Origin of the sequence: Rahnella sp. AN3-3W3 (assembly GCF_003263545.1) — a bacterium.
Classification (GTDB): domain Bacteria; phylum Pseudomonadota; class Gammaproteobacteria; order Enterobacterales; family Enterobacteriaceae; genus Rahnella; species Rahnella variigena.
Genome location: NZ_JYDG01000010.1, coordinates 65,428 through 90,549, shown reverse-complemented (window position 1 = coordinate 90,549; position 25,122 = coordinate 65,428). Strand labels below are relative to the sequence as shown.

Here is a 25,122-nt window from a genome sequence, read left to right as displayed (position 1 = left end):
AACGTCAGTGTTCCGAATTCGGCGATAAAAAACCAATCACCTTGCCCGCCAGCGCCACAAGGTCTGGCAGATCCAGCGCGTTGCACTCTTCTTTTGTCAGGCTCGGGTAGGTGATGCGCGGCAGCACCACCAGCAGCGCATCAACCTGCGCATTAGCCACGTCAGCCAGACCGACGCCGCGCAATGCTCCGGCAGTGGGACGGATAACCGTCACCGAATCAATCAGGGTTTCGCCGCGCTTGAGGGGTTTATCCAGCATCACGACATTGGTGTTTTCGTCGGCGGTAGTCAGGTCTTTATTGCTCATAAGATTATCTCCACATCAGGTTATGGGCGTGGCCAGCGGTTACCGGCCACGCGGTGATTACAGGCCGATATTGCGGCGGTGTTTTTCCAGCATGTCGGTGCCGTTGACGATTTCGACCATGTTCACGGTGTCGATTTCAATCAGCGTATTACCGTCAATCACCAGCTTGTAATACGTACACTGCGTGGTGATTTTGCTTTCGGTGTCTTCGCCCTGCTTCATGTCGCCGGTGTCGATTTCTTTATGACGACCACGCATGACGATTTCCACGGCGGAAGTATCGCCGGTGTCGTCGCGCTGGAATGACCCGGCAAATCGCAGCGGCACATCCGCCGCACCGGCGGCGGCATACTGCGCCCACAGGGTTTCATCCGGGAGCCCGCCCATTGACCACTCAACGGTCAGCGCGTCGTCGTCCAGCCCAAAATCCACCGGCGCGGAGCCGTTCATACCGCCGCCGCGATAGTTCTCAAGCTTGCGGGTCAGCTTGGGCAGCGTGACAGACTGCACCACGCCCATGTAGCTCAGGCCGTCGTTAAACAGGTTGAGGTATTTCAGTTTGCGAGGAAGTGCCATTGTGATTGCCCTTAGCTGTTAACGGATGCGGCCAGATTAACGAGGTAGGTGTCCGTGATGCGCTGACGCAGGGTCAGGCTCTCCAGCGGCGGCACCGGCGTGTAGTCATAATCGATATAAAGTTTCCCGGCTTTCAGGGTGTCTTTATCGTTGGCCGATTCATCAAACCAGCAGGTGCCGTCAATGATGTAGCCATTCGATTTGAGCTCACGGAATTTGGCGTTGATGCCGTCGATGATGTCGCGGATAAGCGAGGCGGTCATCGGTTTATCCACCGCCCACATATGCGCTTCGGCCATCGTGTCAGCCAGCACCTGCGCGGTGCGGGTGTAGTTCTCAAACAGGAAAAGCGGGTCATCAGAACAGGTGCGGTTACCCCAAAAGCGGAAGCCGTCTTTACGCACCAGCGTCGTGACACCGGCCTCATTGAGCAGGTCAGCATCGGTGCCGGATGCCTGCAAATCCCAAAACACCGAGGCGCTGATACCGGTCACGCCGTTAACGCCAACGTTAGACAGGGTTTTATGCCAGCCGGTGTCTTGGTCTATTTTGGCGCGCAGACCTAACGCGCGCGCCGTGGCGTACGCGGTAGAGCTGGCGTTTAGTTTGGTGTCCCATGAAATAAAATCAGGCCAGATAAGCATCAGTTCACGCTGGCTGAAATTATCCCGGTACTTAATCGCATCAGAGATAGTTTTGCATTCCCACGCGCTGATATAGCCGAAAGCGCGCAGCGACTGACAAACCGTGGCCAGCGCCGTAGCAACTGCCTGCGGATCCAGCCCCGGCACGCCGAGAATGCGCGGCTTAACACCGGTGGCCGCTTCGGCGGTGAGCAATGCTTTCATGCCGGTGTACTGGCCATTTTCATCAGCCCCGCCGATGATGTTAGAGAGGGTTTCGGCGGCGGCGGCTTCCTCGTCTTCGTTTTCTGATTCCGCCACGCGCACCACAACGGTGACCGGCTTGCACTGGTCGCCAATGGCCGTCAGCGCCGGTAACAGCGTGCCGGTTTTCCCCGCCTTGCCCTGCGCTGCGATCACATCGGTGATTAACACCGGTGTGTTAAGAGGAAAAACTTTTTCGTCAGCATCGTTGGCCGTGCAGACCATGCCAATGATGGCCGTGGATACGGTGGTAATGACGCGCGTTCCGTCGTTGATTTCGACGACCTGCACGCCGTGGTGAAAATCACTCATCGGCTTAACTCCGTTAAAATAGGCAAGGTAATTTTGTTGTTTAACGGGAGTCAGGGCGAGGGATGAGCGTTGGGAGGGAGTCAGTACAACAGGCGAAAAAAAAGCCCCTTTCGGGGCAATGATTTATTCAGGTAACAAAGGCCAATCAATATCTGGAGCCAGAGATAAATCGAGTCGATTCAGCGAGACTCGATACTTTTTCCAGACAGTCAGACTTTCCTGTTCGTCGTCGCTTGCATCAGCAATATCAACAGCATCTTGCAGCGGAGCAATGGCCGCAGTTGCCACCGCCATTAATGCATCACGCTTATTTTTCGCCAGTTCAACCAGTTCCGCTGTCGTATATTCTCGCGCTATAATTTTCTTTCCGTCGAAAGCCCATCCGCCATTAATATCTAGGTTATCCGGCACCGCATCGGGAGCTATCTCAGCAACTGAATTACCCGCAGGCCAAAGAGACGAAACATCATTACTCATCGAAACAATCACACCATCAGAATTGAATATGATTTTTAAAGTATCGTCTGCAAAGTTCTTTTGAGATTCATACCAATCAGCGCCGGTTTCGTCTGTGGCCATCCCGATGAGCATTCCATTGATTTCAACTTTTTTCGCGGTGAAGTTTTTCATAATAATCATTTTTATATTTCCTTAGATAGAACCTGCCGCAACCCACTGCCCATTGATAAAATATTGAAGCTGCCTGACCCGCCATTGTGCTCTGTTGAAGTCGGAACCTCCGACACCGGCGGCACCCGTGAATAGTTCACCGCCCCCTAAGCTAACCACGCCGCCACTGTCATTTGTTGATGCCTGAACGCGCTCACTACCTAATCTGACGGCTGTCACAAAACTCTGACGGCACCAGTTGTAGATATCATTGCGTAAATCGGCATTCGCCCAATTTCGAGAGGCTGCTATTTCGTTATTCAACTGATCACGCGTAGACAGAATAACGACAGCGTTGCTGGTCGAATGACGCATATAAGGATCATTGGCATTTGCTGACACAAAACCCGCGGTAGAACACGTATCACGCGCGATGGCATTTATCGCTTCGGGTGTTGGTCTGTAGTTAGGGCTATAAACGCGCTGCCCTTGCTCATATATTCCCAGTGATGAATAAATATTGCCGCCATTAATAGAACCGGGACAGCTAAAACTTCCATCGGTAGGATCGAATAACCACGCCTGAGTGACTCCGCTGTCCCCGATTGCATGTATAGCGGCGCTGGCAAACTTTTTACCACCGCTTGTGTATGCACCAAAACTGACAGCAGTACCATAGCCATAACTGGTGGTTTGAATTACCCCTTTGGCAATTGGGGCATATGAACTCACATCCTTTGGAGCCCTGTATCCGTAAGGGACGATAAAAGGAGCATTTGGTTGTGTATATTGGCTAGAAAAGCCTCCCGCACCTTCCCACGCCCCCGCTTTGGTAGCGTAATGATTAGCCCCTTCGAGATAACCAACACTGCCGCCTTTTGTAAATGCCACCTCGCCCTTGACTGTAATCGAATCGGAGAACGTCGCCGCTTGTTCAGCCACCATTTTGGCATTCACCGTTAATGGAGAATCAACGGAAACGGCAGAGGTGTAGATGTTGGCAGTGTCCCGGTTATATCCCAGATATAACGTGCCGCCGACGCCGGAACCGGCATCCTTGACGCTGGCAGATAACGTGACATTACCGTTGTTGTGGTCGCGCAGAATGACGGCATCATTCCGCCCGCGGATCACTGAATTCGCATTCGTTGAGGAAAGGGTAATACCTGATTCAGGCCGTAAAACGCCGTTAGCAATTTGAACACTGTCGGTCTGACCATCGCAGACAATGCGCGCTTTAATAGTGCCCGTTTCATCGCGAGCATCCATCCGCATAACCCCCTCACCGGCGGGATAAATAGCCGAGGAAATGCCACCCAGCGCACGCCCCGCATGGGGGTCAGTATCTGTTAACGTGTTAGGCACACGAAAATAGACATTCCCCATTGAGGTTAAGGTGGAAGGTAAATTCTCAGCCGATACCTTCCCTGTCCGGCTGGTAAATGACATATAGGCTTCATAATCGCCTGCGCGCATTATACCGACGCGGTAGTTCGCCTGAATGGTGCTTGCGACCTCCAGATTCATCCCCATTTTCACACTGGAAGCAATGCTGGTCAGTTTGCTCATGCTGGTAATGTCGGCATTGTTACCGGACTGAGCGACGCCGAGACGTGTTAAATCGGCAAGTGTCATGCTTCCTGAATCAAATACTTTCCTCCAGCCGAATGGGTAGGCACTGTCTCCTAAATACCATTTCCAACCAGCGGCGGCAGTGTATGAGCCTATGCGCTCAAAAATTTGCCCATCGTTGTTAATCAGTCGTTGATAGGCCGCCGCACCCGCAGCCCAGTAACGCCGCCAGTTATGCAACTGACCGGCAACGACATAGGAGGCGCCCAAAGGATGGTCTTCAAACGTGGCAGAAATACTGATGGGGTTCGTGACGTCAATAATGGACGGGTCATCCAGACGCTTAACCTTCGTCGTGTCCGTTGCCAGCATCAGATTGCTCATTGCCCCGACGTCCTCAGACGTCAGCGTGATATCAGCACTCAGTGCTTTATTGTTTACCTTGCGGGTGGCGGGAACGCGGGTATTGGCGTTGTCATTGGCCGTTTTCACCGCCTTTGGCGTCGCCGCCAGCGTTTCGCTGGTACTGCTAACCGAGCTGTTAAGCTGCACAAAACCTTTTGCCGTCAGCGTGCCGTCAGGATGGTTACGGGATTTTTCATGTGCGGCCAGCTTATCGTCAACATAGTCTTTCGTGGCCATCACCGTAGAGCCGTCAATGCTCAACGCGATAGACTCAATTTCACTGACGATGAGCACCATACGCAGCGTTTGTAATCTGCCTGACCCTTCGGCCAGTTGCGGTTTATAGCTTTCGGCCATATTGCTGACAGCAATCAGCACGCCGTCAGCATCGTATAAGCCCATTTCACGCATCCAGAAACCGCCGACGTCAGGCTGGATCACCAGCTCGGCCACCAGATAATTACTGTTTTTGGCATCGATGCTTAGGCGGTTGAGATTAGCGCGGTAAACCTCATTAACAAGTTTCGTTTGTTTTGGGTCAGGCCTCGGGAGTTTTCCGCCCCCATCACCAACGGCCATACGTGTGATTTTGACCTGCGTTCCACCGGCCGTGGCGGCGGCAATTTTGGCCGCTCCGGCGGTAGTCAGTAATGCTTTATAAGTCGCCATGAGTTTTCCTCTGCTTAGGCCGGATAAACGGTGATGACGTCGCCGTCGTAAGAAAGCGCGCCGACAAAAATATGGCCGGGGATATCCTGAATAATGGTCAGCGTCTCAAGGTGGCGACTGGCGGGTTTGGCGTCCGCAATGAGTCGCTCCATTTCCTGATACATTTCTTCGGTAATGCCGCTTTCCAGCACGCCAATATCGAGGCGAAACGTGCCGGGCGGGCTGTTGGTTTCCCACCACTCGGAAATATTGATGACGTACCCCAGCGGCTCAACCACCCGGCGGATTGCGCTGATGGTGCCTTTATGGGTATGGATGAAATAAGCTGACTGGATAACGCCGCGTTTTGTTGCCTCCGGCCAGCTTTCGTCCCACCGGTCAACTGAAAAAGCCCACGCCAGATAAGGCAAAAACTTCGCCGGACAGGTCTGTGGGTTCCATAAATCACGCAACGGCACCGGGACAGCGGTCAGCTCGGCGCACGCCGCAGCGGCGGCAACCTCCAGCGGAGAAGAACCCACAGGTAACAGGCGCACATTACTCATCGGTGCCCCCGATAGTGATGGAGGACTCAGTGCAATATGACGCCTGCGTGTCATCCAGTACGATATCGGCCAGCGGCTGCGTGAGCTCGACACGTTGAACACCTTCAACATGCAGCGCGGCATAGATAGCCGAGAGACGAATATCACGCCCCAGCCGGTGCTGTGCCAGCGTGTAAGCGTTAAGCTTATCGGCTGCGGCCAGTCTGACGGGTTCTAATTCCGGCCCCGGATAAACATAGAGCTTGGCGGTAATCTGATAAGGGACAACCTTCGCTGACTGCACCGTCACGCGGTCAGCCACCGGGCGCACGTCTTCAGCGTTAAGCGCTTTATTCACAATCGCGATAAGCTCCGCGCTGGCCGTGCCGTCACCCTCACGCGAAAGCACAGAAATAGTCACGCTGGCAGGTTCCGGGCTAATCACTGACACATCCGCAACCCGACCGTCAGCACTGCGGCCATGGAACTGATAAGCGCCCGTTGAACCGGCCACGCTCAGACCCTCGAAAGCCTGCTGAATACGCACACGAAAATCACTGTCACTTTCCAGTACCTCGGCAACCGGCGGCAGCACCGTATCATCAGCCTCCGTGATAACCAGCCGCGCAACGTTATAGTTTGCGCCGAGCTGGTCGAGGTCAGCGCCGGTGGCGTAGGCCAGCATATTGGCGCGCGCCGCCTCGTTGACACGCTGACGCAAAATCACCTCGCGGTAAGCATTCTCCTGCAACAGTTTGACGATAGGCTCAGATTCCAGCGCCAAGGTGCGGGCGACGGCCTCCCGTTCACTCTCGTCATACAGTGACAGCAACGTGGCTTTGCGTTCTTCCAGCAAGGTTTCATAGTCCAACCCCTCGACCACATCCGGCGCGGGGAGCAGGCTTAAATCAATCGTGGCCATAGTATTAACTCAGTGAGATGGAAGAAGAAAAACCGCCGGGAGAATCATTACGGTTGCCGGTAATGTTGACCACCATTTCCCCGGTATAAGTGGTTTCAAAAGTGATGCCGGTCAGGCTGACGCGGGGCTCCCAGCGGAGGATCGACGAATAACACGCCGCCATGATTTGCAAACGTAACGCCGCGTTTTGTGGCTGGTCGGTCAACGCGGAAAGCAGCGAACCGTAATCACGACGCATAACCCGCGAACCTATCGGCGTTCGCAAGATGTCACTGACTGACTGATTGATATGCGCCATGTCTTCAACCGCGCGCCCTGACTGGCGTGACATGCCGAGATATTTCGCGTTAGTCATTGTCAAAACCTCAGCTATCAATTCGGTTTACCGGTGTTTCCGCCACCGGTCTGGACGCCGCCGTGTGTGTGGGTATCTACCTGCACACCGTTGGAGGTAAACGCGCCGCCGCTGTGCGCAATATTGCCTTTCATCGCACCGCCTTTTTTCACCTCTAATGAGCCGGTGGTCAGCTTGTTGGTACACACCACCTCCGGCGTATCGAGCGTGATTTTCCCGCTGGCCGTCACCGTCACATTGGGGGCGGTAGCCTGAATAGATTTTGTGGCGGATACATCAGCGGTCTGAATGCCACTCACCGTCAGCGCACCGCTGGCCGGTTCATATTGAAATTGAGCGCCGTCAGAAAAGCTGACGTGATACGCCTCTGCGGATACGGACGGCGTGGGAAAGTCATCGCTGTAAATACCCGGCAAAACAAACCCGGTATCGAGCTCGCCACCCAGAGATAAAAGCAGAACCTGCTCACCCACGGAGGGAGCCCACCAAGTCCGCGAACCACCAGCGCGGGACGTCATCCAGTGCAACCAGTCAGTAAGAATTTCACCCGTCTGGATGCGGCAAAGAGCCAGCTCGGTATCGACTTCTGCGACCACACCGATTCGGATAATGTCGCGCATCGCGCGGGAAAGTTCGGAGAGAGTTTCGTGTATATTCATGGGGGAGAGAATGACGTTAAAGATATTTAACAGCAATTAGGAGTCGTTATTTGACAGCCTGCACAACAATGCTATATAAACACCAAAATTTCTAACTCAAAGGAACTGTTCATGAAATTCTTCAGAAATCATTCGCCATCACGCCCCATCAATTTTTTAAACATTATTAGGTATACAATCATTAAATTATTTATATTACTCCTTCAATTATCAGGGAAATTCTTGCTTGCTCTACTTGACATCATTCCGACAGCGATACAAAACACAATAAAGAAAACCAAGATTTTCTATGACAATCAAGAGACCCTAGATTTAGTATCCATCACCTATCTAATAGCCGTTTATTATTTAATTTCTAACGGTACCATCTATTTTGCAAACAGAGGGATAATCATTATTTCCATGCTTTGCTCTATCACCTTGCTTGCATACGGATACAGTAGATATAAAGATGAGATAAAAATAGTACTGAGCCATGGAGTCATAAAATGGATAGTAACAGCATTGATTTACACATGCTGTTTACTGCTTGCAAGATGGACCTTTAATATTGATTATAAAATCACGCCTGAAAATTTAAATTATTCAATTATTGGCTATGCGGTTTTCCTCACTTTACCCATAACAGCACTATTTTTCGGTCTTGCTGTCTATGCGTACATTTATGTTAGAAAGATATCCTTGTTGGCGCTGTTTTTTTCATCACTACTTTCCATAGGCTTAGGGGCTTATTTTTTCAAAAAGATTGCCTCCAACTCTAGCACTATGCAACAACTAATTTTCTTACTAATGACCTTAGTTATTTACCAGTTATTACCAATAATATTCCCACGTTCCAGAGCGAAGTTCGGCATTAATGAGATAATTAGGAGCATGACGTTTCTTTCAGTTGCTATCTCACTTATCTTTATTGGTGTAACATCCCTTACGTTTATAGAAAATAACAAATCTTATTTTCTTTTTCTAGACGCGAACGTTTATACGTCGTGCAATAAACAAGATAGTCATGACTTTTACATTAGAAAAAACGATAATGATTGCTACAAATTAAAACTCAACACAACCAGAAGAGTGGAGTTAATCCCGATTAACGACGTTGGTTCATAAAACACAAACATACTGAAGGTTAAAGGGAAATATTAGTTATACCTTTAACCTAAACATGAAAAAATTATATCCTCAATAATAATACAATCATCCGGACTAAACCCCAATAATGGGCGCGCACTGTATTGTACTGGCTTGCTATAACGGTTCGGCTTATCCCGTAATCCTTCCTGATGTATCTGCGCGATCCTCTGCACCCTCGCCGCAAATTCGGCCACCGCAGCCTCACTGCTGCTTTTCGTCTTGAGGTATCGAGCTGTGCGCAGCTTGGCGAACATTTCCCGCTTTACCCTGCCCTTTTTACCTCTGACCGGCTGACGCTTTCGCTTAGCGTAGGGCGTACCGTCCGGTGCCTTTTGTTGCTTGATGCGCTGCTGCTGGCTAGCTCGCAGCTTTTTGGCTATTTCAGCGGCCATCTTACGACGGCCAGCGGGGGACAGGCTTGCCAGCAATCCGGCGAGCTTATCGTCAAAGGGCTTGAGCTCATTCATCCCATTTACTCACAAGCTCGCCATGCACATACAGCTCCATTGGTCGATTGACCGGCACCGGTAACGGGGGCTCATCCAGAGGCGTAACCGTTAGCCTACGTTCAGCCTCTTTGACGATGGTGCGCTCGGTCAGTTGTAGGCTCATGCGCACGTCTTTGCTGTCGTCGTTATTAATATCTGCTACGTAGGTGAAGCCGCGTTTTTTCCCTTCCTCTGTTGTCATGATGTCCGGCTGATGCTCACGCAGCCACACGTTAACCGGCACAATCAGCAGGTTTAAATCCCCGGAGTAATCCGTGACGACAATATCCAGCGTGTAGCGGTTCTCAAACGATAACGACGTGGCCAGCGTGGCATTAATCGTGCCGCCATCAACAAACATGTGCAGCATGTCCGGGTTATCACGCAGCAACGGAACGGACTTAAAGATCGCGTTTTTCAGGCTGGCGGGCTTCAACATCGTGGGACTCCTGACACTGTTTAACGGTCTCGACTTGCAGCGCACAATTCACCAGCGCGCTCTCCAGTTGGCGATTATCTTCGCTTAAATCACCGTTCGTTTTCGGGGTGTTTCCCGGCATCGGACAACTGCTGACTTTCGGACAGCCAACGTAAATAATCTCCGGGTTTATCGAACGCGGGGCGGGTGTGCAGCCGGATAATGTCATCAGGCAAAGGAGACTGAAACCAGCCGCGCAGTGCTTCATTTTCATTGAGTAACCTCGTAATTGTCTGATTCCGACGCGCGGCCAGCGCACCCGCCGCATTAACCTGCTGACGGAGCACAACCAGTGCGAGCTCATTACGCTGACCGCTGGCTTTCAGCTCACTGATGGCCAGCGCGCTGGCTTCCAGCGTCGTTTTTAATTGCTGAATGTGCTGATTGGCAGCTGCTACTTTCTGATTTGCTCCCCGCCACGCAAAGAGCGCAACCGCGAGCGTCAGCACTAACACCGTGATGATGTATTTCATGGCACCCCCTTCATGCACTGTTTCAGTTCAACCGCCCGACGGTTGTTGAGTCCCTTATTCCACACGCCATTGACGTACACCCAGCGGGGGAGTTGCTGGCAGGCTTGTGACCATTCACCGTGCCTGATGAAATAGGCCAGCGTGGATTTACACGCTGCCCCCGTGCCGATGTTAAACGCCAGACTGATCACGGCGTCATACACCGGCTGCGGCATGGTCACCGGCATGCATTTATCCACGGCGCGCTCCGTCATGATGATGTCAGCGATCAGATTACGGGCGGCGTCCTGCTCCGTAATGTTCTGCGCGGGCTTCACCCCCGCAGTGTGACCAATACCTGACGTCCAGACTCCAGCACTGCACTGGTACGGATTCAGGCGGCACCCTTCAAGGTTGGCAATAATGGCCAGACCCTCGGCGGAGGTTTTGACAAACCGGTAATCAGGCATCAGCGTGGCCAGCGCCAACACGACGGCCACACTGCAACGTTTAACGATTGAGCTCATCGAAAACCCTCTGATTCAGGCCGTTACGCTCCAGCAACTTGTAGCTTTTACGCCGGTAGTACCAGTTAACGAAAAACGTCCCCACGGCCACCGCAGCACCCACCAGAAAGGCGAAATCCTGCGGCGTCAGCGCGCCGATAAAAGCCAGCAATGCCGCGAGCCCATAGGCAAACATTGAAGATATTTTTTCCATCGTCAGTCCCATAGCTGGACGGTTTCAGAAGTGGAGGCGGTATCAACGTCTGGCAAAATCACGGTGGTACCGTGCGGCAGGACTTCGCCTAATTCAGCCAGACCGGGATTCGCGATCAGTACCGTCTCAACGACGCCCCCGGTTCGCCCGTAGTAGCGAAAACACAGGGCGTCGAGCGTGTCGCCCTGCTGTGCGATGACTTTCATCAGAGCTGGCTCACCATGCCGCGCGCCTGCCCCTGTAACCGGGACAAATGCCAGCGCATGTCACGCCACTGGTCATCCACCGACACCTCCAGCGCATCGGCCTTTTTGTCACCCTTCGCGCTGGCGTCATAGCTGCGGTAACGCTCATAAATCACGGCGGTGGTCATCGCACAGACTGCGCTCAGGTAGTGGAAACACTTCACGCTTTCCCCGTCGAGCGCTTCAGCGGGCACATCCGCCAGCGTTTTAAATCCTGCCTCGATCTGCACCTCCCGGAAGAGATAAAGCTCGGCGTTGACCTCGGCCATTGCGGACTTAATCGCGGCGCGCAGTCTTTCATCCGTCACGACGTGACCGAGGCGGATACGTTCGCTCACCAGTTTTGGGTCAACGTCCGGGAAAAAGAACGTATTGGTGATAACGGGAATGACCGCCTGCTCTGGTGGGATCACTACGGTGGAGCTCGCCGCTGGTGCGGTCATGACAATATCCATGTTTAAACCTCAAATAGGGGGACGGTGGACGCAGGCGTCAGACGAGGTGAAAACCTGCATCGGCCTGCGTGCCGTCCGGCGCGGGGCGCTTTCTGTTAACAACTGGGCTTTGTCTTACGCGGGCGACCACGCTTAGCCGGAGTGGCTTTAGGCTTGGTTTTGCGCGGGGCAGCATCAGGCTTCGCCACCACCACCGCTGGCCGCAGCGCCCTCTCCAGTTGCTCTATGTCTTTTTTCACACCAGCGACGTTATCAAGCTGCATCGCGCGTTTTAGCTGAATAAGCGCCTGTTCGGGCTGGCCGTTGTCGCGCAGTACCAGACCGGTAATTTTGTGCAGCTTGGCGCGCACTGGATCCGGCATGTCGTGCGGGAGGGTCATATCAATAACGGTCAGCAGGTCATCAACGCTGACGGCCTGCCCGGCACTGCGGGCGCGCATCGCGGCCAGCGCAACATCTTCGGCAAATAAATACGGCGTCGGGCGCTTGTTATTCGGCACATTGAGACCGTGTTTTAGCGCATAGCGCGCCATGTCGAACGTGCCGCGAATGTCCCCGGCATCGAGTGACCACTGCAACATCGTCATCAGGACGTCATCCTGATTTCCGGCATCGCTGGCCAGCACACCAGCAATCCACGGCGCATAGGCTGGCAACATGTCGCGCTTGCGTCGGGCTTTGTCTTCAACGGAATAAATAGATTTAAGTATCTGGCGGTCTCCGCGCAGCTTCATCAGCATCTGACCGTAGGGCAGTGCCGAACGCAGCGGATCACTGACCCGCTGCGATGAGGCTTTTTCAGCAGAGACCCGCATCATGTGACGCTGTGCGGGACTCAGCATGGGTTATGCCTCGGTTTCAGGTTGGGTTTCGGTCACCGGTGATGAGGCCGGTTCGTTTTTTGCAGGGCTGAAATCGCCGAGCTCGATGTTTTCAATCATAGCCGCGCAACCGTAGTCTTCGACCACAAAGTCAATTTTCAGGGACTCGTAGTTTTCGATGCGGTCACGGCGCGCTACTTCTTCGATATGGCGACGGTGTGAGCTGTCCATGATGTAGATAGACAGGTTATCCAGACGGGTGATCAGCAGGGCATTGTCCGGGAAGTAAGGCACACGCACCGCAGGCAAATTACCGATGCGTTTCTGGCTGACAATAATGTCACCAGCCAGCATTTCGCTGTTTTCCTGCGACTTATTAATCAGCGGAAAATACTTATCGGAAAGCATTTTGCGACCGCAGATCACTACCAGTCCGGGATCTTCTGAATGCCATGCATCCAGCAGAAAATCGGTGGCATTCATGACAGCAGCGTCAATATTTTCGAAATGACCGTTCTTACCGATTCGCACAGTGGCAGAGACAATTGCGCCGTCGTCGTCAGTGATTTTATCCATCACACGCTCGGCGGCTTCGTTACGCATCTTTTGCAGCCAGCCGACAGTCACGTCCTGCAACATCTGGAACTTGCTGCGGTCGGACGTTTCCGCGCGGCTTACGCCGTTGAAACCGGCCATGATGTAATCCAGTGCCTGACGTTTAGCGATTGCATCGCGCAGACGGGTCTGGAAGTCCTGATAACGCGCCCACAAATCGAGAGTGTTGTAACGGATATGGAAATCGAAATTGACCTGCTCACACTTATATTTGCGTGAAGCCAGCGCCTGAAAATCTGCGGTTTTACGCTCGCTGCCACCGTCGGTATCCGTGGTACTGGCAATAGACCCGGTCACGCCAAGGCCGATTTTTTCACCTTCCTGCTCATCCACCGGCACCATATTGATGCGACTCAGAAATTCAGAGGACTCCTGCACGGTGGTGATAAGCGTCTGCGTCACGGAGGGTTCAACGCTGAATTTTTTACTCAAATCCTCCACATCAACGCCGTTCAGCTCGGCCAGACGGGACAGGTAGGCATTAAATTTAAAACGGGTGTTCTTACGCATGTTTCTCTCACTGTTTATCAGGAATAAAGGGGAACGCCGCCGGTTAGCAGTTCGTCAAAAAGGTGCTTTCACCGTTGCCACCCGGAGAGACCGGGCGTTTCGGTTGTTTGAAACTTTCGGTGCTGTCGAGGGAGGTTTTTAACGAGCTAAGCGCCGCATCGCTGGTTTTCACCTGCCCTTTCAGCGAGGTAATTTCCTGCTCCAGTTCAGAGAAGCGTTTTGCGGTGGTTTCACCGGCGGTTTGTAATTCCTCGGCTACGACCGTGATCGCGCCCTGCACGTCAGAAAAACGGGCGTCATCGCTGGTCTGTTTAGTGCTGAACATCCCTTTGATCTTTTCCGTCAGGCTGGTAAGCAGGTTGTCGGGCAGGTCTTCGAAATCCAGCTCGGCAATGGTGGCCACGGAGAACAAATCATCCGGCTGGTCTTTCTTACCGGCGAACGGGTTGACCTTAGCGCGGGCGCTGAATTCGAGCATTTCCGTTCCAAGGCTGGCGGGGTCATCAGTCACGGCCAGACCGACCAGATAGGCTTTACCGCTGTTGGCGAAATTCGGGCGAATTTCCATGGAGGTGTAAATTTTCTGCCCCGCTTTGACCATTGCGGCCAGCTCGTCAGTCGGGGTGATTTTGGCAAACAGTGCCCACTTACCTTTCAGGGCTGAGTCATCATCAATTTTCTCGCCTTTCAGTTCGACGACATCACCCAGGCGCTTAAAGTCACCGCTGGGTAATAAGCCTCTGATGTGCTCCAGATTGATGCGGCAACCGTAGACGCGCGGATCAAACGCTGCGGCCATTTGCTGAATGTCGCTTGCCTCAATATTGCGGCCGTCGCAGGTATCACCCTCAACGCCGATTCGAAACCATTTCGATACTTTCTTTGCCATTGTTCAGATGTCCTGAGTGGGAGTTAGGTTCGGGGCTAGTTTCCCGACCTGACGCCTGAACGGCCAGCGGTGGCCGTCTGACGATCCATTACACAACAGGGGGTTAATGCGAGGGTGTGAGCGGTTGCGTAGCGTGACGCACATCCATTCAGCGGAGCGACACAATGACCGAGAACAACGCAGGATTAATCAGCGACCCGCGCAGACAGGCGGCACTGCTTTACTGGCAGGGTTTTTCCGTCACGCAAATAGCGGAAATGCTCAGTCTGAAAAAACCCACAGTGCAGAGCTGGAAACAGCGCGAAAAATGGGACGCCATCGCCCCGATTTCGCGCATTGAAACCAGCATCGAGGCGCGGGTCATTCAACTGGTGATGAAAAGTAAAAAAGAGGGGCAGGATTTTAAAGAAATCGACCTGCTAGGCCGACAGATTGAGCGTCTCGCAAGAGTTAACCGCTACATGTCCACAGGCAGCGAAGCGGATTTAAATCCGAACGTGGCGAACCGCAACAAAGGGGAGCGGAAAAAGGCGGAGAAAAATGTTTTCACGGATGACGCTATCGCCAAACTCAGCAACATTTTTCTCGATGATGCGTTTGAGTATCAGCGCGGCTGGCATCAGGCGGGTTTACAGCACCGCATCCGCAACATTCTAAAATCTCGCCAGATTGGCGCGACCTTCTTTTTTGCCCGCGAGGCGCTGCTTGATGCGCTGATCACCGGACGTAATCAGATATTTATCTCGGCCAGTAAATCACAGGCGCACGTCTTTAAAAATTACATCATCGACTTTGCCCGTCAGGTTGACGTAGACCTTAAAGGCGACCCGATGCAGCTTTCAAACGGGGCGCGCCTGTTCTTTCTCGGAACAAATATCCGTACCGCTCAGAGCTACACCGGCAATCTTTATCTGGATGAATATTTCTGGATCCCCAAATTTCAGGAGCTGCGCAAAGTGGCCTCCGGGATGTCACTGCATAAAAAATGGCGTACCACCTATTTCTCCACGCCGTCGAGCCTAGCCCACAGCGCCTATCCGTTCTGGTCAGGTGAGTTATTTAATAAAGGGCGTCGGCATAAAGACCAGCGAATTCAGCTCGACCTCAGCCACAGCCATTTAGCCGCCGGTGTGGAATGTGCCGACGGCCAGTGGCGGCAAATTGTCACAGTGGAAGATGCGCTGTCCGGGGGCTGCGATCTGTTCGACATTAATCAGCTTTCGCTCGAATACAGCCCGTCTGAATATCAGAACCTGCTGATGTGTGAATTTGTCGATGATAAGTCCTCGGTATTCCCGTTTGAGGAGTTGCAGAGCTGCATGGTGGACAGTCTCGAAGAGTGGCCGGACTTTAATCCCTACACCTTTCACCCGTTCGATGACAATCCGGTGTGGATTGGTTACGACCCGTCGGAAGCTAATGGAGGTGACAGCGCCGGGTGTGTGGTCATTGCTCCGCCTGCACAGCCGGGCGGCATTTTCCGCATTCTGGAACGTCACCAGTGGCAGGGTATGGATTTCGATGCGCAGGCCAAAGCCATCGAGGCACTGACAGAAAAATTTAACGTTGAATACATCGGTATCGATGCCACCACCGTGGGTCAGGGCGTTTATCAGCTCGTCAGGCAGTTTTACCCGGCGGCGCGTGAAATCAAATACACGCCGGAAGTGAAAACGGAAATGGTGCTGAAAGCGAAAAACACCATTCATCGCGGCTGTCTGCAATACGACGCTGGCCATACCGACATTACGGCCTCATTCATGGCCATTCAGAAAACCATGACGGCCAGCGGTACGAAATCAACCTACCGCGCGAGCCGCAGTGAAGAAGCCAGCCACGCCGACGTCGCGTGGGCAACGATGCACGTTTTGATTAACGAGCCGCTGACCGCCGCCTCCGGCAAACAAATAAAATCCACCTTGGTGATGTTCTGATATGACCCGTAAAAAAAACCGCATCAATAAACAACTGACGCCCCAATCCGACACCCAAAAAAGCGAGATTTTTCGTTTTGATGAACCCGCCACGGTGATGGATCGCCGGGATATTCTTAATTATCTGGAATGCCTCAGCAACGGGAAATGGTACGAGCCTCCGGTCACTTTCTCTGGGTTGGCTAAAAGCTTCCGCGCCGCCGTTCACCACAGTTCGCCGATGTACGTTAAGCGTAATATTCTGGCGAGTACGTTCATCCCTCACCCACTGCTTTCTCAGCAGCAATTCAGCCGCTACGCGCTGGACTACATTGTTTTTGGTAATGCGTTCATCGAAAAACGCCTGAGCGTGACCGGCCAGCTTCTCAAACTGGAGGCATCACCGGCCAAGTACACGCGCCGTGGCGTAGAGGAAGATGTTTACTGGTTCGTGGAGAATTACATAACCCCTCACGCCTTTGGTCAAGGGAGCGTATTTCATTTGCAAGAGCCGGACATTAATCAGGAACTGTACGGCCTGCCGGAATACCTCAGCGCATTAAATAGCGCGTGGCTCAATGAGTCAGCGACGCTGTACCGTCGGAAATATTTCCTCAACGGCGCACACGCGGGCTATGTCATGTATGTTACCGACCCGGCGCAAAACTCGCAGGACGTGACCGCACTGCGCGACATGATGACGAAATCCAAAGGGTCAGGGAATTTTAAAAATATTTTCTACCACGCACCCGGCGGAAAATCGGATGCGATCAAAATCATTCCCCTCAGCGAAGTGGCGACCAAGGACGATTTCTTTAACATCAAGAACGCAACACGCGACGACCTGCTTAGTGCGCACCGGGTGCCACCGCAGATGATGGGAATCATCCCTAGCAACACCGGCGGCTTTGGAGACGTGGAGAAAGCGGCAAAAGTATTTGTGCGTAATGAGCTGGTTCCGCTACAGGAGCGCATGAAAGAGTTAAACGAGTGGGTTGGAAAAAATGTGGTCAGATTTACTGATTACGAACTTTAAAACCAACCATTGAGAAGAACCGCCGGGACTACGGCGGTTTTTTTACGCCCTATTCAAGGCCATGAACGCCGCGATACGGGGCGGACACACCGAACCGCCCCAAGACCTGACCTAATCCACAGAACGCCGCTACGGCGAGCTCAAGCACGAGAATAAATAATAAAAATGCGGGTTTGCGCGCAATGCTATCCCCGCCACGCCTGCCCGCTTTAAGGGGCGGTTTTAATGCAGCTGCATTTCCTCTGACATCCCCACCATATCTAATGAAGGGTAAAAATAGTTAACTCATTTTTTGATTGCAAAGCCATGCATCCTGATGCATGGCTTCCGTTTTTAAATTAATTGTCCGTTATCAGCGCCTACATGACTCACATTCAGAGATCTAGCTTCAGGGTTAAAGTACCTTCCAACGATCAAGTCGGTGTTATCGTACTCTGGGTTAATTTCAGACGTAGCGTAAATTAACTGAAAATCGTACTCATATGTCTTAGCTTCTTGAACTATAATTTTCTGTAAATTATGACTACGCTCTTTCTCCATCCCACCATCGTCTATACCATCAAGCATTAAAAAGCGAGGCAATCGCATGTAGTGTTTTTCCAGACTTGCGGTAAGCAAAGCCAAATGAAAAATATGTCTTAGCACGACAGCAGAACTTTCCGAGAAATTTTTAGAACCATTAACATAAACTTCATTATCAACAAAGCTAAAGTTGATTTGCTTAGGATCTATAAACTCAGTTTGCAAAGGAAGATCAAGCTTCAAAAGCCTCGCCATAATAACTTCAACCACCTGAGATATATCATTTTTCCTACTTTCCTCTTTGCTTTGCAAAGATTCAACCAATGATTCCAATCGCTCTTTTTCTGACTGTAAAGCATCACGATTTTTTTGCAAATCTGAAATCACATCGCTTAGCTTTTGCGATTCATAAGCTTGATTAATCTCTTCTTCAACTCGTCCAAGTGCTTTAGTCAGAGCTTCAAACTCTATTTCGTAAGCATTTTCCCATGTCGTTGAAACAGTTTCATATTCGCGAACTAGTGCTTGCACGTTTTTCTTTAGAGAGGGTGCTTCAATTTTTATTTTACTGAGTTGCTCTAAATTATGCTCAAGAAGATATTTTGATTCTTTCAATTGCACAGAAATTTCATTTTTCATCCTCAGCAATTGTGGAGCTTCACTACCCTCAGGTGCATGACTCTTACATAATGTACATCCCCCCTCAGTAGAGCTATGTATCTCACTTAGGCAGCTAGGGCAAAATTGAAACTGTACATTACTGAAATATTCTCTAGCAACGCTGGACTCATTTAGCGCCTGATATCTTGATTCTAATTCATTGATAAACATCTCAGAATCAGCCACTTCAATCTCTAAGGTGTTAATGAGATCAGTATTTTTTATTTCCGCTTCTTTAGCTTTATTCAATCGTTTACGAAGATCAGCGGTTTTTTCCCTATCAGCACTTTTATTATTCCCTTCAGAAACTGCCCGGCCTCTTAATGCCTTTAGATTGGCGTATATTTCATTTTTTTCTTGTTCCAACTCAATTATTTTTTCTTCTATATAATGTATATTTTGTGATTGACCGGAACGACCTAAAACTGTGAATATACTTTTTAATTCTGTGATTTTAGTTGAAAGCTCAGAATCAACTTGCTTGAGTCTTATCAGCGAACTATAGAGAGTATCATCAAAGATCCCACATAAATAATCACCAACAGTTTCCCTAGTTAAGGCTTTATCGAAATTATCATTTCTAAAAATAGGGCTATGAACTGAAGGCTGATCTGCATATAGGACTCGTAGGATTTGATGCATTGTTAATATCGACGCCCCTTCTCCTTGGGCTAACGGCATATCCAATGCATTTAGAATTACTTGGGAAAAACTTAGTGACTTTTCTGAACGTTTGAAGGAATAAGTTTCCCATTGGCTAGGTGAAGATTGAAGAGCTTCGTTCATCGTCCCCCAGAAAATACTGAGCGGCCGCATCGACTCCTTACTAATATCTCTTTGGAAACAAGCAGGTTTGTCATTTAAAAGCACTTCCACCAAAGTTTTGGTGCAAAGAAGAGCTTGAGGCTTCCATCTTATATTTTCAGCCCCAATAGAAAAGGCCAAAAGATCCATAATGGTCGTCTTACCAGAGCTATTACGCCCTCTTATAACATTAACACCTTTATGAAAGTCGCACCCAAATGCTTCATGTCCGTTTTGGAATACTTTCAGTCTGCTTACTGAAAAAGATGGATTAAGAAAAGTCATATCTAAACTCCATTAAATTTGTTCTATCTTTTAGCCCATCCTTCCCTGTTAGATGGAATTTTGACAATGTATTAACGATAAATTCATGAATATCTTTTTTTGCATTTAGAAAATCCCGCATGGATAATAACAAACCGTCTGGAATAGATTTATGTGTACGCTTAATAATATTTCTTTCTAGCGATGTTATCTCAATCAAACCAGTTGCAGCGAGGCATCTAATTGCAGCCATTTGAATCTCATGCATATCCCTAAATGTTGATGAAATATTAATAGGGTTCCTATAGTCATTAGAATATTTTTTAGCCTCTTTTTTAATGGAACTATAGTTATGAGGCATTCTAATCTCAGAAATCAGAGCAGGGAATATTAGATAAAAATCTAATATCCTTGCTTTATCAACTTCGATCTCATTCACATGGTCTATCAACGCAATCATTCTAAAAAGACAATGATACGCATCATATGCTGGATGGTAAATTAACATTTATCCCACCTTATATGACAATTGCCACCTAGAAAAAACAGCAAACCCAAAAGATCTTTAGCTGTCAACTCTAATAAATTCTCACCTAATGAAGAATATAGGTCATCAATTATTGAGCCAATTTTTTCATCGACAACTTTCCTCGGGCTATCTTCTTCTATAAGCGGTGTCACCTTCATTATAAAATCATAATGAATTTGGTCTAAAATAATTACAAATATTCTTTGCGCAGTTCTTGAGGTTTGGCGGCGCATTATAGCTTTTGCGGCCTTTTCTTTCATCTGTTTCGCTAAAAATAACAAATCCGTTCTATTGCTCTCGACCAATTTTGCATCGAGACCTCGAACATCAATTTCTGGCTGAAGAGACATATAATGTTCAAGATCGGCACAAAATGCCGAGTTTGAATCACCGGATTCGCCTTTCTTTAGACGCTCATAGAGGCCTTGTATCTCGCGATTAGTGCCCTTTGCAGCGTACTGATGAATAGTTTGATTGGTCTGATTACCAGCAACTATGTCGCCATTGGTAACGGCATTGCCCGACTGTTCGATAGACACACTAAATCCCTCTTAATGCGAACTATCCTGATTGCCACCAACAATGCTCCCATTCGTAACGTTGTTGTCAGTCTGGGTTACAGTTACAGTATGGTTGTTCGAGTCTTCCGTGTGATTGCCAACACTCTTACGCGATGAATACACAATACGAATCGACCAGCCAGCCCCTAACCCAACGATGAAAGTGATGATGTGAATAATCCAGTCCATTCCGATATCCTTAAAGTAGGTTTTATGAACACATACTAAAATGAATATCAACTATCTACAACTCAAGAACATCAACTAGTTATGCAAGACTGATCACACTCTACTTTCTCCGCACGAATCATCCAAAAAGTTAGTTTGATTTTATAGTCAGACACATAGACACCTCATGCTGTTAATATAGAATTGCTTTCTTAGCCAAAGTAACTGTACGTATACACAGTATATCAAGTTGGTTGGAACTTGGAAGTAAAAAAACACTATTTGATCTGATGAAGACCTATGTTTTTAGTCTTTACGCAAGAACGTCGTTCAGTATGTGCCTTGATCGGCAAGGTTTTAAAGCTGTTTCATTTGTAGGCTGTAGAACCTCATGATGTCTTTGTTTTAATGCCTTTCTGAGCACAGTCACAACCTCGGGGTCATCCCATCCGATAACGCCACTATCAACCAGATTTAACACCGCTGCGGCATGCTCAGACGGCGTAGGGGTCATAACTGGATCATCCCCGACTTTCAGCTTTCCACAGTTATTGACAGGACTCCGAGGCGCGCCGGAAGCGCTTATTAAATTCAAAAGATGAACGGCAACTTCAACAGCCTTGGCGACAATGCGCCATTTTGTTGTGCGTGTTTCGTGGATGAGATCAGTGCCAAGATGAGGGGCATAAATGCCGATGATTTTCTGGATCTCTTCGTCGTACTCGTTTAACTCATCAATCACTTGGCGGGCGGTTCTTACCGTTTGCTCATCGCGTGGGACATTCGCCCCACCCTGCGCAGAAATATATGCGGCGAAATCACCACCGTCTGCCGCTGCTCTTGCAGCTTCGACAAGTTCGTCAAACTCGCTAGCGATACTCACGCCACGCGGTAATCTGCGCAGCTCGCGATAGGCTCCCATTGTTGGTACACCAATGGACTTAAATTGCGGTATACGCCATGTAGAAGCCCATGCAGTAACGGCTGCGGCAGTCTCTGACAATGATCGGCCAGTCTCATGGTCTATCTCACCTTCCAGAGCATAACCATCAATATTCTTGGCTATGTATTTAGCGATATAGCCTGCCGCCCCGCCTTTATTTAAATGCTTACACTCAAAACGCTGAGCTTGTGCCCCACGTTCATCTCCATCTTCTTGGAGTGCATAGCGACGCATGATGTCAACGGCAGGCTGACGGTGAGCTTTATCGCAAAACAACATCATATGCCAGTGAGGTGTAGCGTCGTGGTGAGGCTCAACTACGCGCATTCCGTATACCTTGATGCCGTTATCTTTGAATGCTGTACGCATCTTGCCCCAGATTTTCACCAGATAGCGCTGGCCATCCTTTGGTGAAAACGCCTCTTCATCCCACTTATGATTGAAATTAACGCGGCGATCAGTCTTTTTCCCGACCATGCGTGTTGGATGGTATTTTGAGGGTGTGGTTATCGTGAGGAACATGCCAACATGACCAACTTCTGAGGCATATTTTTCAATTCCTGCAATAGTGCTCATCAACTCCATACGACGGATTTCAGGGTTAGAAATACTCCCCATTACCTTATCGATGAGATCTATACGTTCCCCTGTTTCGATGTTTTCTAAATCACAGGATTTCAGATATTCCATGTTTGCTAAGCGGCGCGCCCGAACATCCCGGATAGCCTGTTTGCTGGCATAGCCAGACTTTTGCAGACTAACCTCGCCAACAGCAATCAGGAGAGATTCGCGCCATTGAGTGCGCTGCGCTTTTAACTGTCGAATCCACCACTCATCATTTACCAATCGCGCGATGCTGGAGAACGCTGAGCGCATATCCAGTTTGCGTTTACAGTATTTTTGCCAGTGCATTGGAGTGATATTAAAAACGCGGGCAGCACCGGCAACCTCACCATAAATTTTCTGCTGTGCGCTATCGGTGAATAACTTGGCTTGAACCCCGTTGTGCTGACTAAGAAGCCGATCGCTCTGCTCTTCATATTCTGTGAACAGCCGGGATGAAATTTGCATAGCGAGACGTTTCAGCGCTTTATCATTCATTCCAGCTAACTGGCGATAACTCTCAGCCTCATCAGTAAAAATTTCATTAGCTCTGCCACTTAAGGCCAACGCATATTTAGTCTGTACAACCTCGATGCGAGGCCAAATCCGTGGCATAAAAACATTGATGAGGTAACGATGTGCAGCCAGCAGCCCTGAGCTTTCTTTAAGATATTCATACCGGCTAGAGAAAATGCCACTTAGAAAAAATGGCAGCGCGTGGATCTTGCGTAAGGCATCTTGCCCCTGATGGAATTCATCACGGGTAAGAGGTCTTTCTTTTGAGATTGCAGGACGGGGAGCATTCCAAGGGTATGCGCCGACAAAAGGAACCTTGTCGGCTTTTATTAGTTTAGGTGGTGGCGAGGGCGCGATACGCCCTCTCGCATTCATCAGCACGTTATTTACCGGACTGCGTCACGTTAAAAGCAACCCGGCAAAGATCTCCAATATTAGTCATCTCATCAGCCAGTTCCGCAAGGGTACGGACATCAGAATCTCTGATGTGAAAATGCAGTAATCCTTTCACCAACTGGTCAATTTTGGCGTAGTAAGCCGTGGCTTCTAAATATTCCTGCCCTTTCTTATCGCCAGAAAGAACAGTTTTCTTTTTGTTGAGAATGAACTGGTAGCAGTCGCTCGTCACAACCCAATTGTCACCTACAAAAATTCGAATCATGATTAGCTCCTGAAATGTTTTTTCTGTTGTTCGGTGATTTCTTGGCATGGCACACAACGCACGACACCGGGAAATGCAGCGCGCCGCTCCGCAGGGATTGGCTGGTCGCAGTCTTCACAGACTGAGGCCGATACCCCATTGCTATGAATACGATGTGCAGCTACCTGATGAGTCAAAATTTCGAGATTTCTTTCCTGCACGGAATCCATTAAATCTGGCATTACATCACCCCTTTATTTTCTAAACCTACGTTGTGAAAACGGATGGACTCTTGTCCGAGTAATTCAAGAATTTCAACCCTGTTTAATTGCTCTTGAATCGCGTGACTAATTAGCGAATCCAGATGCGAGGAAAAGGTGATTGCTGCATCAGCCTTAGCCTGATTTCGTGCCTGATTTAACATCCAATTCGTTGCTTCGCTGTCTGCTTTATTTCTCATTTCTTGACCAACTGTTAAGCTCATCTCTGGCTCCAGACAAAGGGATCCCCTACGCAATCAAGCGCAGAATTAAAAATGGTTAATTAGTGGAGGTAAGTTTCGGGGCGAACCGACGTTAATACAGTCGGCGCATTTTCGAACAGGCTAAATAATTCCCGTAGTGCCCGGAATAAAGCCTCTCTCCATGAGCAGGTTTCGTCATCTATTCGCCAATATGGCTGGCTGAATTCTTCTTCCGTTAATCCTGCATGAAAATATAAAGTGCGGCGTTCGCTAATATTTAAACGTCCGATAAAACATGACTTGGTGATCCTGAAACTTCGGTACTTTGCAAAAGCAGCCCGGAGCTCATCAATTGCACAGACAATACGTTCACGATCGCAATCGTTCATTTCCTGCAACTTCATTACGGAATGGCGTTGTCTTAACTGAGCATGAAAACAGATGGTCAGACGTTCACGTTCGCTCATCTTGTTATAGAAATCACAAGAGGTTTGCCAGCGAGCGGGCGCAAGGCGCTCCCCAACAGCAGCACGAAGCCCGGCAGGCTGATTCATTACCATAGCCGCAGTGATTACTGTCATTTTTGCCTCCGATAAAACGCATTTTTAATACGTGAAAATTGACTTGGTCGTTTACAGCGAATGATGATTCCCTTGCGCCCCTTGCCGTGGGTTATCTGTGAATCACGGCATGAAACTACCTGATGATTCCAGAGTAATGGAGCGATAGAGATTGATTGAGACATTCCCCCTCCTTACAGAACTTTATTGATAATTACCTGCGCAGCAATTACTTACGTGTAATTACGCTACGTGCTTATCCCCGAATATTCGCCCTTATGATAGGATCCGTTCTGCTGAAAACGACCCAACAATCACAAGGAGATTTAATATGTCTGAT

32 protein-coding genes are annotated in these 25,122 nt (G+C 49.7%); 3 read left to right on the top strand and 29 right to left on the bottom strand.

Annotated elements, in window-relative coordinates:
* Positions 1 to 4: 4 nt before the first annotated feature.
* The 9 genes from UC15_RS04590 to UC15_RS04550 all read right to left on the bottom strand — a co-directional run bounded on the left by UC15_RS04590 (position 5) and on the right by UC15_RS04550 (position 7,797).
* On the bottom strand, positions 5 to 307 hold the full coding sequence (locus UC15_RS04590; RefSeq protein WP_112287337.1) for a phage tail assembly protein: 303 nt from the start codon (positions 305 to 307) through the stop codon (positions 5 to 7).
* 57 nt (positions 308 to 364) lie between these two features.
* Positions 365 to 883: a phage major tail tube protein gene (locus UC15_RS04585; RefSeq protein ID WP_112287336.1), complete on the bottom strand. Its 519-nt coding sequence runs from the start codon at positions 881 to 883 to the stop codon at positions 365 to 367.
* An 11-nt stretch (positions 884 to 894) separates the two neighbouring features.
* Positions 895 to 2,082 carry a phage tail sheath protein gene (locus UC15_RS04580; RefSeq protein WP_112287335.1) on the bottom strand — a complete coding sequence of 396 codons (1,188 nt, stop codon included), beginning with the start codon at positions 2,080 to 2,082 and terminating at the stop codon, positions 895 to 897.
* A 123-nt stretch (positions 2,083 to 2,205) separates the two neighbouring features.
* On the bottom strand, positions 2,206 to 2,721 hold the full coding sequence (locus UC15_RS04575) for a tail fiber assembly protein (protein ID WP_112287334.1): 516 nt from the start codon (positions 2,719 to 2,721) through the stop codon (positions 2,206 to 2,208).
* Positions 2,722 to 2,733: 12 nt separating this feature from the next.
* Entirely contained in the window at positions 2,734 to 5,337 is a 2,604-nt protein-coding gene (locus tag UC15_RS25905; protein ID WP_232829812.1) for a phage tail protein, read from the bottom strand.
* A gap of 14 nt (positions 5,338 to 5,351) precedes the next feature.
* A complete protein-coding gene (locus tag UC15_RS04565; protein WP_112287333.1) occupies positions 5,352 to 5,882 on the bottom strand; it encodes a phage tail protein I in 531 nt (176 codons plus the stop codon).
* Positions 5,875 to 6,783: a baseplate J/gp47 family protein gene (locus UC15_RS04560; RefSeq protein ID WP_112287332.1), complete on the bottom strand. Its 909-nt coding sequence runs from the start codon at positions 6,781 to 6,783 to the stop codon at positions 5,875 to 5,877. Before UC15_RS04560 ends, UC15_RS04565 begins: the two co-directional genes overlap by 8 nt.
* Before the next feature lie 4 nt (positions 6,784 to 6,787).
* The gene (locus UC15_RS04555; RefSeq protein WP_112287331.1) at positions 6,788 to 7,138 is read right to left on the bottom strand and encodes a GPW/gp25 family protein; all 351 of its coding nucleotides are present in this window, start codon (positions 7,136 to 7,138) and stop codon (positions 6,788 to 6,790) included.
* A gap of 17 nt (positions 7,139 to 7,155) precedes the next feature.
* Positions 7,156 to 7,797, bottom strand: coding sequence for a phage baseplate assembly protein V (locus UC15_RS04550; protein WP_112287400.1), 642 nt, complete (start codon positions 7,795 to 7,797; stop codon positions 7,156 to 7,158).
* Between the two features lie 111 nt (positions 7,798 to 7,908).
* On the opposite strand from UC15_RS04550, the gene UC15_RS04545 reads away from it, so the two are divergent.
* Positions 7,909 to 8,904, top strand: a complete 996-nt coding sequence (locus UC15_RS04545) for a hypothetical protein (RefSeq protein ID WP_112287330.1) — start codon at positions 7,909 to 7,911, stop codon at positions 8,902 to 8,904.
* A gap of 44 nt (positions 8,905 to 8,948) precedes the next feature.
* Here UC15_RS04545 and UC15_RS04540 read toward each other — a convergent pair whose 3' ends face one another.
* The 11 genes from UC15_RS04540 to UC15_RS04495 all read right to left on the bottom strand — a co-directional run bounded on the left by UC15_RS04540 (position 8,949) and on the right by UC15_RS04495 (position 14,601).
* Entirely contained in the window at positions 8,949 to 9,395 is a 447-nt protein-coding gene (locus tag UC15_RS04540; protein ID WP_112287329.1) for a phage virion morphogenesis protein, read from the bottom strand.
* Entirely contained in the window at positions 9,388 to 9,855 is a 468-nt protein-coding gene (locus tag UC15_RS04535; RefSeq protein ID WP_112287328.1) for a phage tail protein, read from the bottom strand. Before UC15_RS04535 ends, UC15_RS04540 begins: the two co-directional genes overlap by 8 nt.
* On the bottom strand, positions 9,818 to 10,063 hold the full coding sequence (gene lysC / locus UC15_RS25900) for an Rz1-like lysis system protein LysC (RefSeq protein ID WP_232829811.1): 246 nt from the start codon (positions 10,061 to 10,063) through the stop codon (positions 9,818 to 9,820). The genes UC15_RS04535 and lysC overlap by 38 nt, the downstream gene beginning before the upstream one ends.
* The gene (lysB, locus tag UC15_RS04530; RefSeq protein WP_112287327.1) at positions 9,945 to 10,367 is read right to left on the bottom strand and encodes an Rz-like lysis system protein LysB; all 423 of its coding nucleotides are present in this window, start codon (positions 10,365 to 10,367) and stop codon (positions 9,945 to 9,947) included. Before lysB ends, lysC begins: the two co-directional genes overlap by 119 nt.
* Complete coding sequence (locus UC15_RS04525) at positions 10,364 to 10,873, bottom strand: lysozyme (protein ID WP_112287326.1); 510 nt, start codon at positions 10,871 to 10,873, stop codon at positions 10,364 to 10,366. The genes lysB and UC15_RS04525 overlap by 4 nt, the downstream gene beginning before the upstream one ends.
* Complete coding sequence (locus UC15_RS04520) at positions 10,857 to 11,066, bottom strand: holin (RefSeq protein ID WP_112287325.1); 210 nt, start codon at positions 11,064 to 11,066, stop codon at positions 10,857 to 10,859. The genes UC15_RS04525 and UC15_RS04520 overlap by 17 nt, the downstream gene beginning before the upstream one ends.
* Positions 11,067 to 11,068: 2 nt before the next feature.
* The gene (locus UC15_RS04515; protein ID WP_112287324.1) at positions 11,069 to 11,272 is read right to left on the bottom strand and encodes a tail protein X; all 204 of its coding nucleotides are present in this window, start codon (positions 11,270 to 11,272) and stop codon (positions 11,069 to 11,071) included.
* Entirely contained in the window at positions 11,272 to 11,766 is a 495-nt protein-coding gene (locus tag UC15_RS04510; RefSeq protein ID WP_112287323.1) for a head completion/stabilization protein, read from the bottom strand. The genes UC15_RS04515 and UC15_RS04510 overlap by 1 nt, the downstream gene beginning before the upstream one ends.
* 95 nt (positions 11,767 to 11,861) lie before the next feature.
* Entirely contained in the window at positions 11,862 to 12,608 is a 747-nt protein-coding gene (gene gpM / locus UC15_RS04505; RefSeq protein ID WP_112287322.1) for a phage terminase small subunit, read from the bottom strand.
* 3 nt (positions 12,609 to 12,611) lie between these two features.
* Positions 12,612 to 13,712: a phage major capsid protein, P2 family gene (locus UC15_RS04500; RefSeq protein WP_112287321.1), complete on the bottom strand. Its 1,101-nt coding sequence runs from the start codon at positions 13,710 to 13,712 to the stop codon at positions 12,612 to 12,614.
* A 43-nt stretch (positions 13,713 to 13,755) separates the two neighbouring features.
* Positions 13,756 to 14,601: a GPO family capsid scaffolding protein gene (locus tag UC15_RS04495; RefSeq protein WP_112287320.1), complete on the bottom strand. Its 846-nt coding sequence runs from the start codon at positions 14,599 to 14,601 to the stop codon at positions 13,756 to 13,758.
* A gap of 164 nt (positions 14,602 to 14,765) precedes the next feature.
* Between UC15_RS04495 and UC15_RS04490 the strand changes: the two genes are divergently transcribed.
* A complete protein-coding gene (locus UC15_RS04490) occupies positions 14,766 to 16,535 on the top strand; it encodes a terminase ATPase subunit family protein (protein ID WP_112287319.1) in 1,770 nt (589 codons plus the stop codon).
* Between the two features lies 1 nt (position 16,536).
* Entirely contained in the window at positions 16,537 to 17,550 is a 1,014-nt protein-coding gene (locus UC15_RS04485; protein WP_112287318.1) for a phage portal protein, read from the top strand.
* Between the two features lie 333 nt (positions 17,551 to 17,883).
* On the opposite strand, the gene UC15_RS04480 is transcribed toward UC15_RS04485, so the two are convergent.
* The 9 genes from UC15_RS04480 to UC15_RS04440 form a co-directional block, all read right to left on the bottom strand.
* Complete coding sequence (locus UC15_RS04480; protein ID WP_112287317.1) at positions 17,884 to 19,821, bottom strand: AAA family ATPase; 1,938 nt, start codon at positions 19,819 to 19,821, stop codon at positions 17,884 to 17,886.
* The gene (locus tag UC15_RS04475; RefSeq protein WP_112287316.1) at positions 19,808 to 20,308 is read right to left on the bottom strand and encodes an ABC-three component system middle component 5; all 501 of its coding nucleotides are present in this window, start codon (positions 20,306 to 20,308) and stop codon (positions 19,808 to 19,810) included. Before UC15_RS04475 ends, UC15_RS04480 begins: the two co-directional genes overlap by 14 nt.
* Complete coding sequence (locus tag UC15_RS04470) at positions 20,302 to 20,868, bottom strand: ABC-three component system protein (RefSeq protein ID WP_112287315.1); 567 nt, start codon at positions 20,866 to 20,868, stop codon at positions 20,302 to 20,304. The genes UC15_RS04475 and UC15_RS04470 overlap by 7 nt, the downstream gene beginning before the upstream one ends.
* A 12-nt stretch (positions 20,869 to 20,880) precedes the next feature.
* The gene (locus tag UC15_RS04465) at positions 20,881 to 21,078 is read right to left on the bottom strand and encodes a hypothetical protein (protein ID WP_112287314.1); all 198 of its coding nucleotides are present in this window, start codon (positions 21,076 to 21,078) and stop codon (positions 20,881 to 20,883) included.
* 292 nt (positions 21,079 to 21,370) lie between these two features.
* On the bottom strand, positions 21,371 to 23,494 hold the full coding sequence (locus tag UC15_RS04460) for a replication endonuclease (protein WP_232829814.1): 2,124 nt from the start codon (positions 23,492 to 23,494) through the stop codon (positions 21,371 to 21,373).
* Positions 23,495 to 23,501: 7 nt separating this feature from the next.
* Positions 23,502 to 23,780: a DUF5405 family protein gene (locus tag UC15_RS04455; protein ID WP_112287313.1), complete on the bottom strand. Its 279-nt coding sequence runs from the start codon at positions 23,778 to 23,780 to the stop codon at positions 23,502 to 23,504.
* Between the two features lie 2 nt (positions 23,781 to 23,782).
* Positions 23,783 to 24,001, bottom strand: coding sequence for a TraR/DksA family transcriptional regulator (locus tag UC15_RS04450; RefSeq protein ID WP_037036053.1), 219 nt, complete (start codon positions 23,999 to 24,001; stop codon positions 23,783 to 23,785).
* Complete coding sequence (locus UC15_RS04445) at positions 24,001 to 24,243, bottom strand: DUF2732 domain-containing protein (RefSeq protein WP_112287312.1); 243 nt, start codon at positions 24,241 to 24,243, stop codon at positions 24,001 to 24,003. The genes UC15_RS04450 and UC15_RS04445 overlap by 1 nt, the downstream gene beginning before the upstream one ends.
* A gap of 59 nt (positions 24,244 to 24,302) precedes the next feature.
* On the bottom strand, positions 24,303 to 24,803 hold the full coding sequence (locus tag UC15_RS04440) for a replication protein B (RefSeq protein WP_112287311.1): 501 nt from the start codon (positions 24,801 to 24,803) through the stop codon (positions 24,303 to 24,305).
* Positions 24,804 to 25,122 lie beyond the last annotated feature (319 nt).

What these genes read in the sequence shown, in the direction of transcription:
- UC15_RS04495 (WP_112287320.1), bottom strand. Translation starts at nt 14,601, where the DNA reads ATGGCAAAGAAAGTATCGAAATGGTTTCGAATCGGCGTTGAGGGTGAT.
- UC15_RS04560 (WP_112287332.1), bottom strand. Translation starts at nt 6,783, where the DNA reads ATGGCCACGATTGATTTAAGCCTGCTCCCCGCGCCGGATGTGGTCGAG.
- UC15_RS04525 (WP_112287326.1), bottom strand. Translation starts at nt 10,873, where the DNA reads ATGAGCTCAATCGTTAAACGTTGCAGTGTGGCCGTCGTGTTGGCGCTG.
- UC15_RS04480 (WP_112287317.1), bottom strand. Translation starts at nt 19,821, where the DNA reads ATGACTTTTCTTAATCCATCTTTTTCAGTAAGCAGACTGAAAGTATTC.
- UC15_RS04450 (WP_037036053.1), bottom strand. Translation starts at nt 24,001, where the DNA reads ATGCCAGATTTAATGGATTCCGTGCAGGAAAGAAATCTCGAAATTTTG.
- UC15_RS04475 (WP_112287316.1), bottom strand. Translation starts at nt 20,308, where the DNA reads ATGTTAATTTACCATCCAGCATATGATGCGTATCATTGTCTTTTTAGA.
- lysC (WP_232829811.1), bottom strand. Translation starts at nt 10,063, where the DNA reads ATGACATTATCCGGCTGCACACCCGCCCCGCGTTCGATAAACCCGGAG.
- UC15_RS04535 (WP_112287328.1), bottom strand. Translation starts at nt 9,855, where the DNA reads ATGTTGAAGCCCGCCAGCCTGAAAAACGCGATCTTTAAGTCCGTTCCG.
- UC15_RS04575 (WP_112287334.1), bottom strand. Translation starts at nt 2,721, where the DNA reads ATGATTATTATGAAAAACTTCACCGCGAAAAAAGTTGAAATCAATGGA.
- UC15_RS04490 (WP_112287319.1), top strand. Translation starts at nt 14,766, where the DNA reads ATGACCGAGAACAACGCAGGATTAATCAGCGACCCGCGCAGACAGGCG.
- UC15_RS04565 (WP_112287333.1), bottom strand. Translation starts at nt 5,882, where the DNA reads ATGAGTAATGTGCGCCTGTTACCTGTGGGTTCTTCTCCGCTGGAGGTT.
- UC15_RS04510 (WP_112287323.1), bottom strand. Translation starts at nt 11,766, where the DNA reads ATGGATATTGTCATGACCGCACCAGCGGCGAGCTCCACCGTAGTGATC.
- UC15_RS04520 (WP_112287325.1), bottom strand. Translation starts at nt 11,066, where the DNA reads ATGGAAAAAATATCTTCAATGTTTGCCTATGGGCTCGCGGCATTGCTG.
- UC15_RS04545 (WP_112287330.1), top strand. Translation starts at nt 7,909, where the DNA reads ATGAAATTCTTCAGAAATCATTCGCCATCACGCCCCATCAATTTTTTA.
- UC15_RS04585 (WP_112287336.1), bottom strand. Translation starts at nt 883, where the DNA reads ATGGCACTTCCTCGCAAACTGAAATACCTCAACCTGTTTAACGACGGC.
- UC15_RS04445 (WP_112287312.1), bottom strand. Translation starts at nt 24,243, where the DNA reads ATGAGCTTAACAGTTGGTCAAGAAATGAGAAATAAAGCAGACAGCGAA.
- UC15_RS04455 (WP_112287313.1), bottom strand. Translation starts at nt 23,780, where the DNA reads ATGATTCGAATTTTTGTAGGTGACAATTGGGTTGTGACGAGCGACTGC.
- UC15_RS04465 (WP_112287314.1), bottom strand. Translation starts at nt 21,078, where the DNA reads ATGGACTGGATTATTCACATCATCACTTTCATCGTTGGGTTAGGGGCT.
- UC15_RS04590 (WP_112287337.1), bottom strand. Translation starts at nt 307, where the DNA reads ATGAGCAATAAAGACCTGACTACCGCCGACGAAAACACCAATGTCGTG.
- UC15_RS25905 (WP_232829812.1), bottom strand. Translation starts at nt 5,337, where the DNA reads ATGGCGACTTATAAAGCATTACTGACTACCGCCGGAGCGGCCAAAATT.
- UC15_RS04550 (WP_112287400.1), bottom strand. Translation starts at nt 7,797, where the DNA reads ATGAATATACACGAAACTCTCTCCGAACTTTCCCGCGCGATGCGCGAC.
- UC15_RS04580 (WP_112287335.1), bottom strand. Translation starts at nt 2,082, where the DNA reads ATGAGTGATTTTCACCACGGCGTGCAGGTCGTCGAAATCAACGACGGA.
- UC15_RS04515 (WP_112287324.1), bottom strand. Translation starts at nt 11,272, where the DNA reads ATGAAAGTCATCGCACAGCAGGGCGACACGCTCGACGCCCTGTGTTTT.
- UC15_RS04555 (WP_112287331.1), bottom strand. Translation starts at nt 7,138, where the DNA reads ATGACTAACGCGAAATATCTCGGCATGTCACGCCAGTCAGGGCGCGCG.
- UC15_RS04440 (WP_112287311.1), bottom strand. Translation starts at nt 24,803, where the DNA reads ATGACAGTAATCACTGCGGCTATGGTAATGAATCAGCCTGCCGGGCTT.
- UC15_RS04460 (WP_232829814.1), bottom strand. Translation starts at nt 23,494, where the DNA reads ATGAATGCGAGAGGGCGTATCGCGCCCTCGCCACCACCTAAACTAATA.
- UC15_RS04500 (WP_112287321.1), bottom strand. Translation starts at nt 13,712, where the DNA reads ATGCGTAAGAACACCCGTTTTAAATTTAATGCCTACCTGTCCCGTCTG.
- gpM (WP_112287322.1), bottom strand. Translation starts at nt 12,608, where the DNA reads ATGCTGAGTCCCGCACAGCGTCACATGATGCGGGTCTCTGCTGAAAAA.
- UC15_RS04540 (WP_112287329.1), bottom strand. Translation starts at nt 9,395, where the DNA reads ATGAATGAGCTCAAGCCCTTTGACGATAAGCTCGCCGGATTGCTGGCA.
- UC15_RS04485 (WP_112287318.1), top strand. Translation starts at nt 16,537, where the DNA reads ATGACCCGTAAAAAAAACCGCATCAATAAACAACTGACGCCCCAATCC.
- lysB (WP_112287327.1), bottom strand. Translation starts at nt 10,367, where the DNA reads ATGAAATACATCATCACGGTGTTAGTGCTGACGCTCGCGGTTGCGCTC.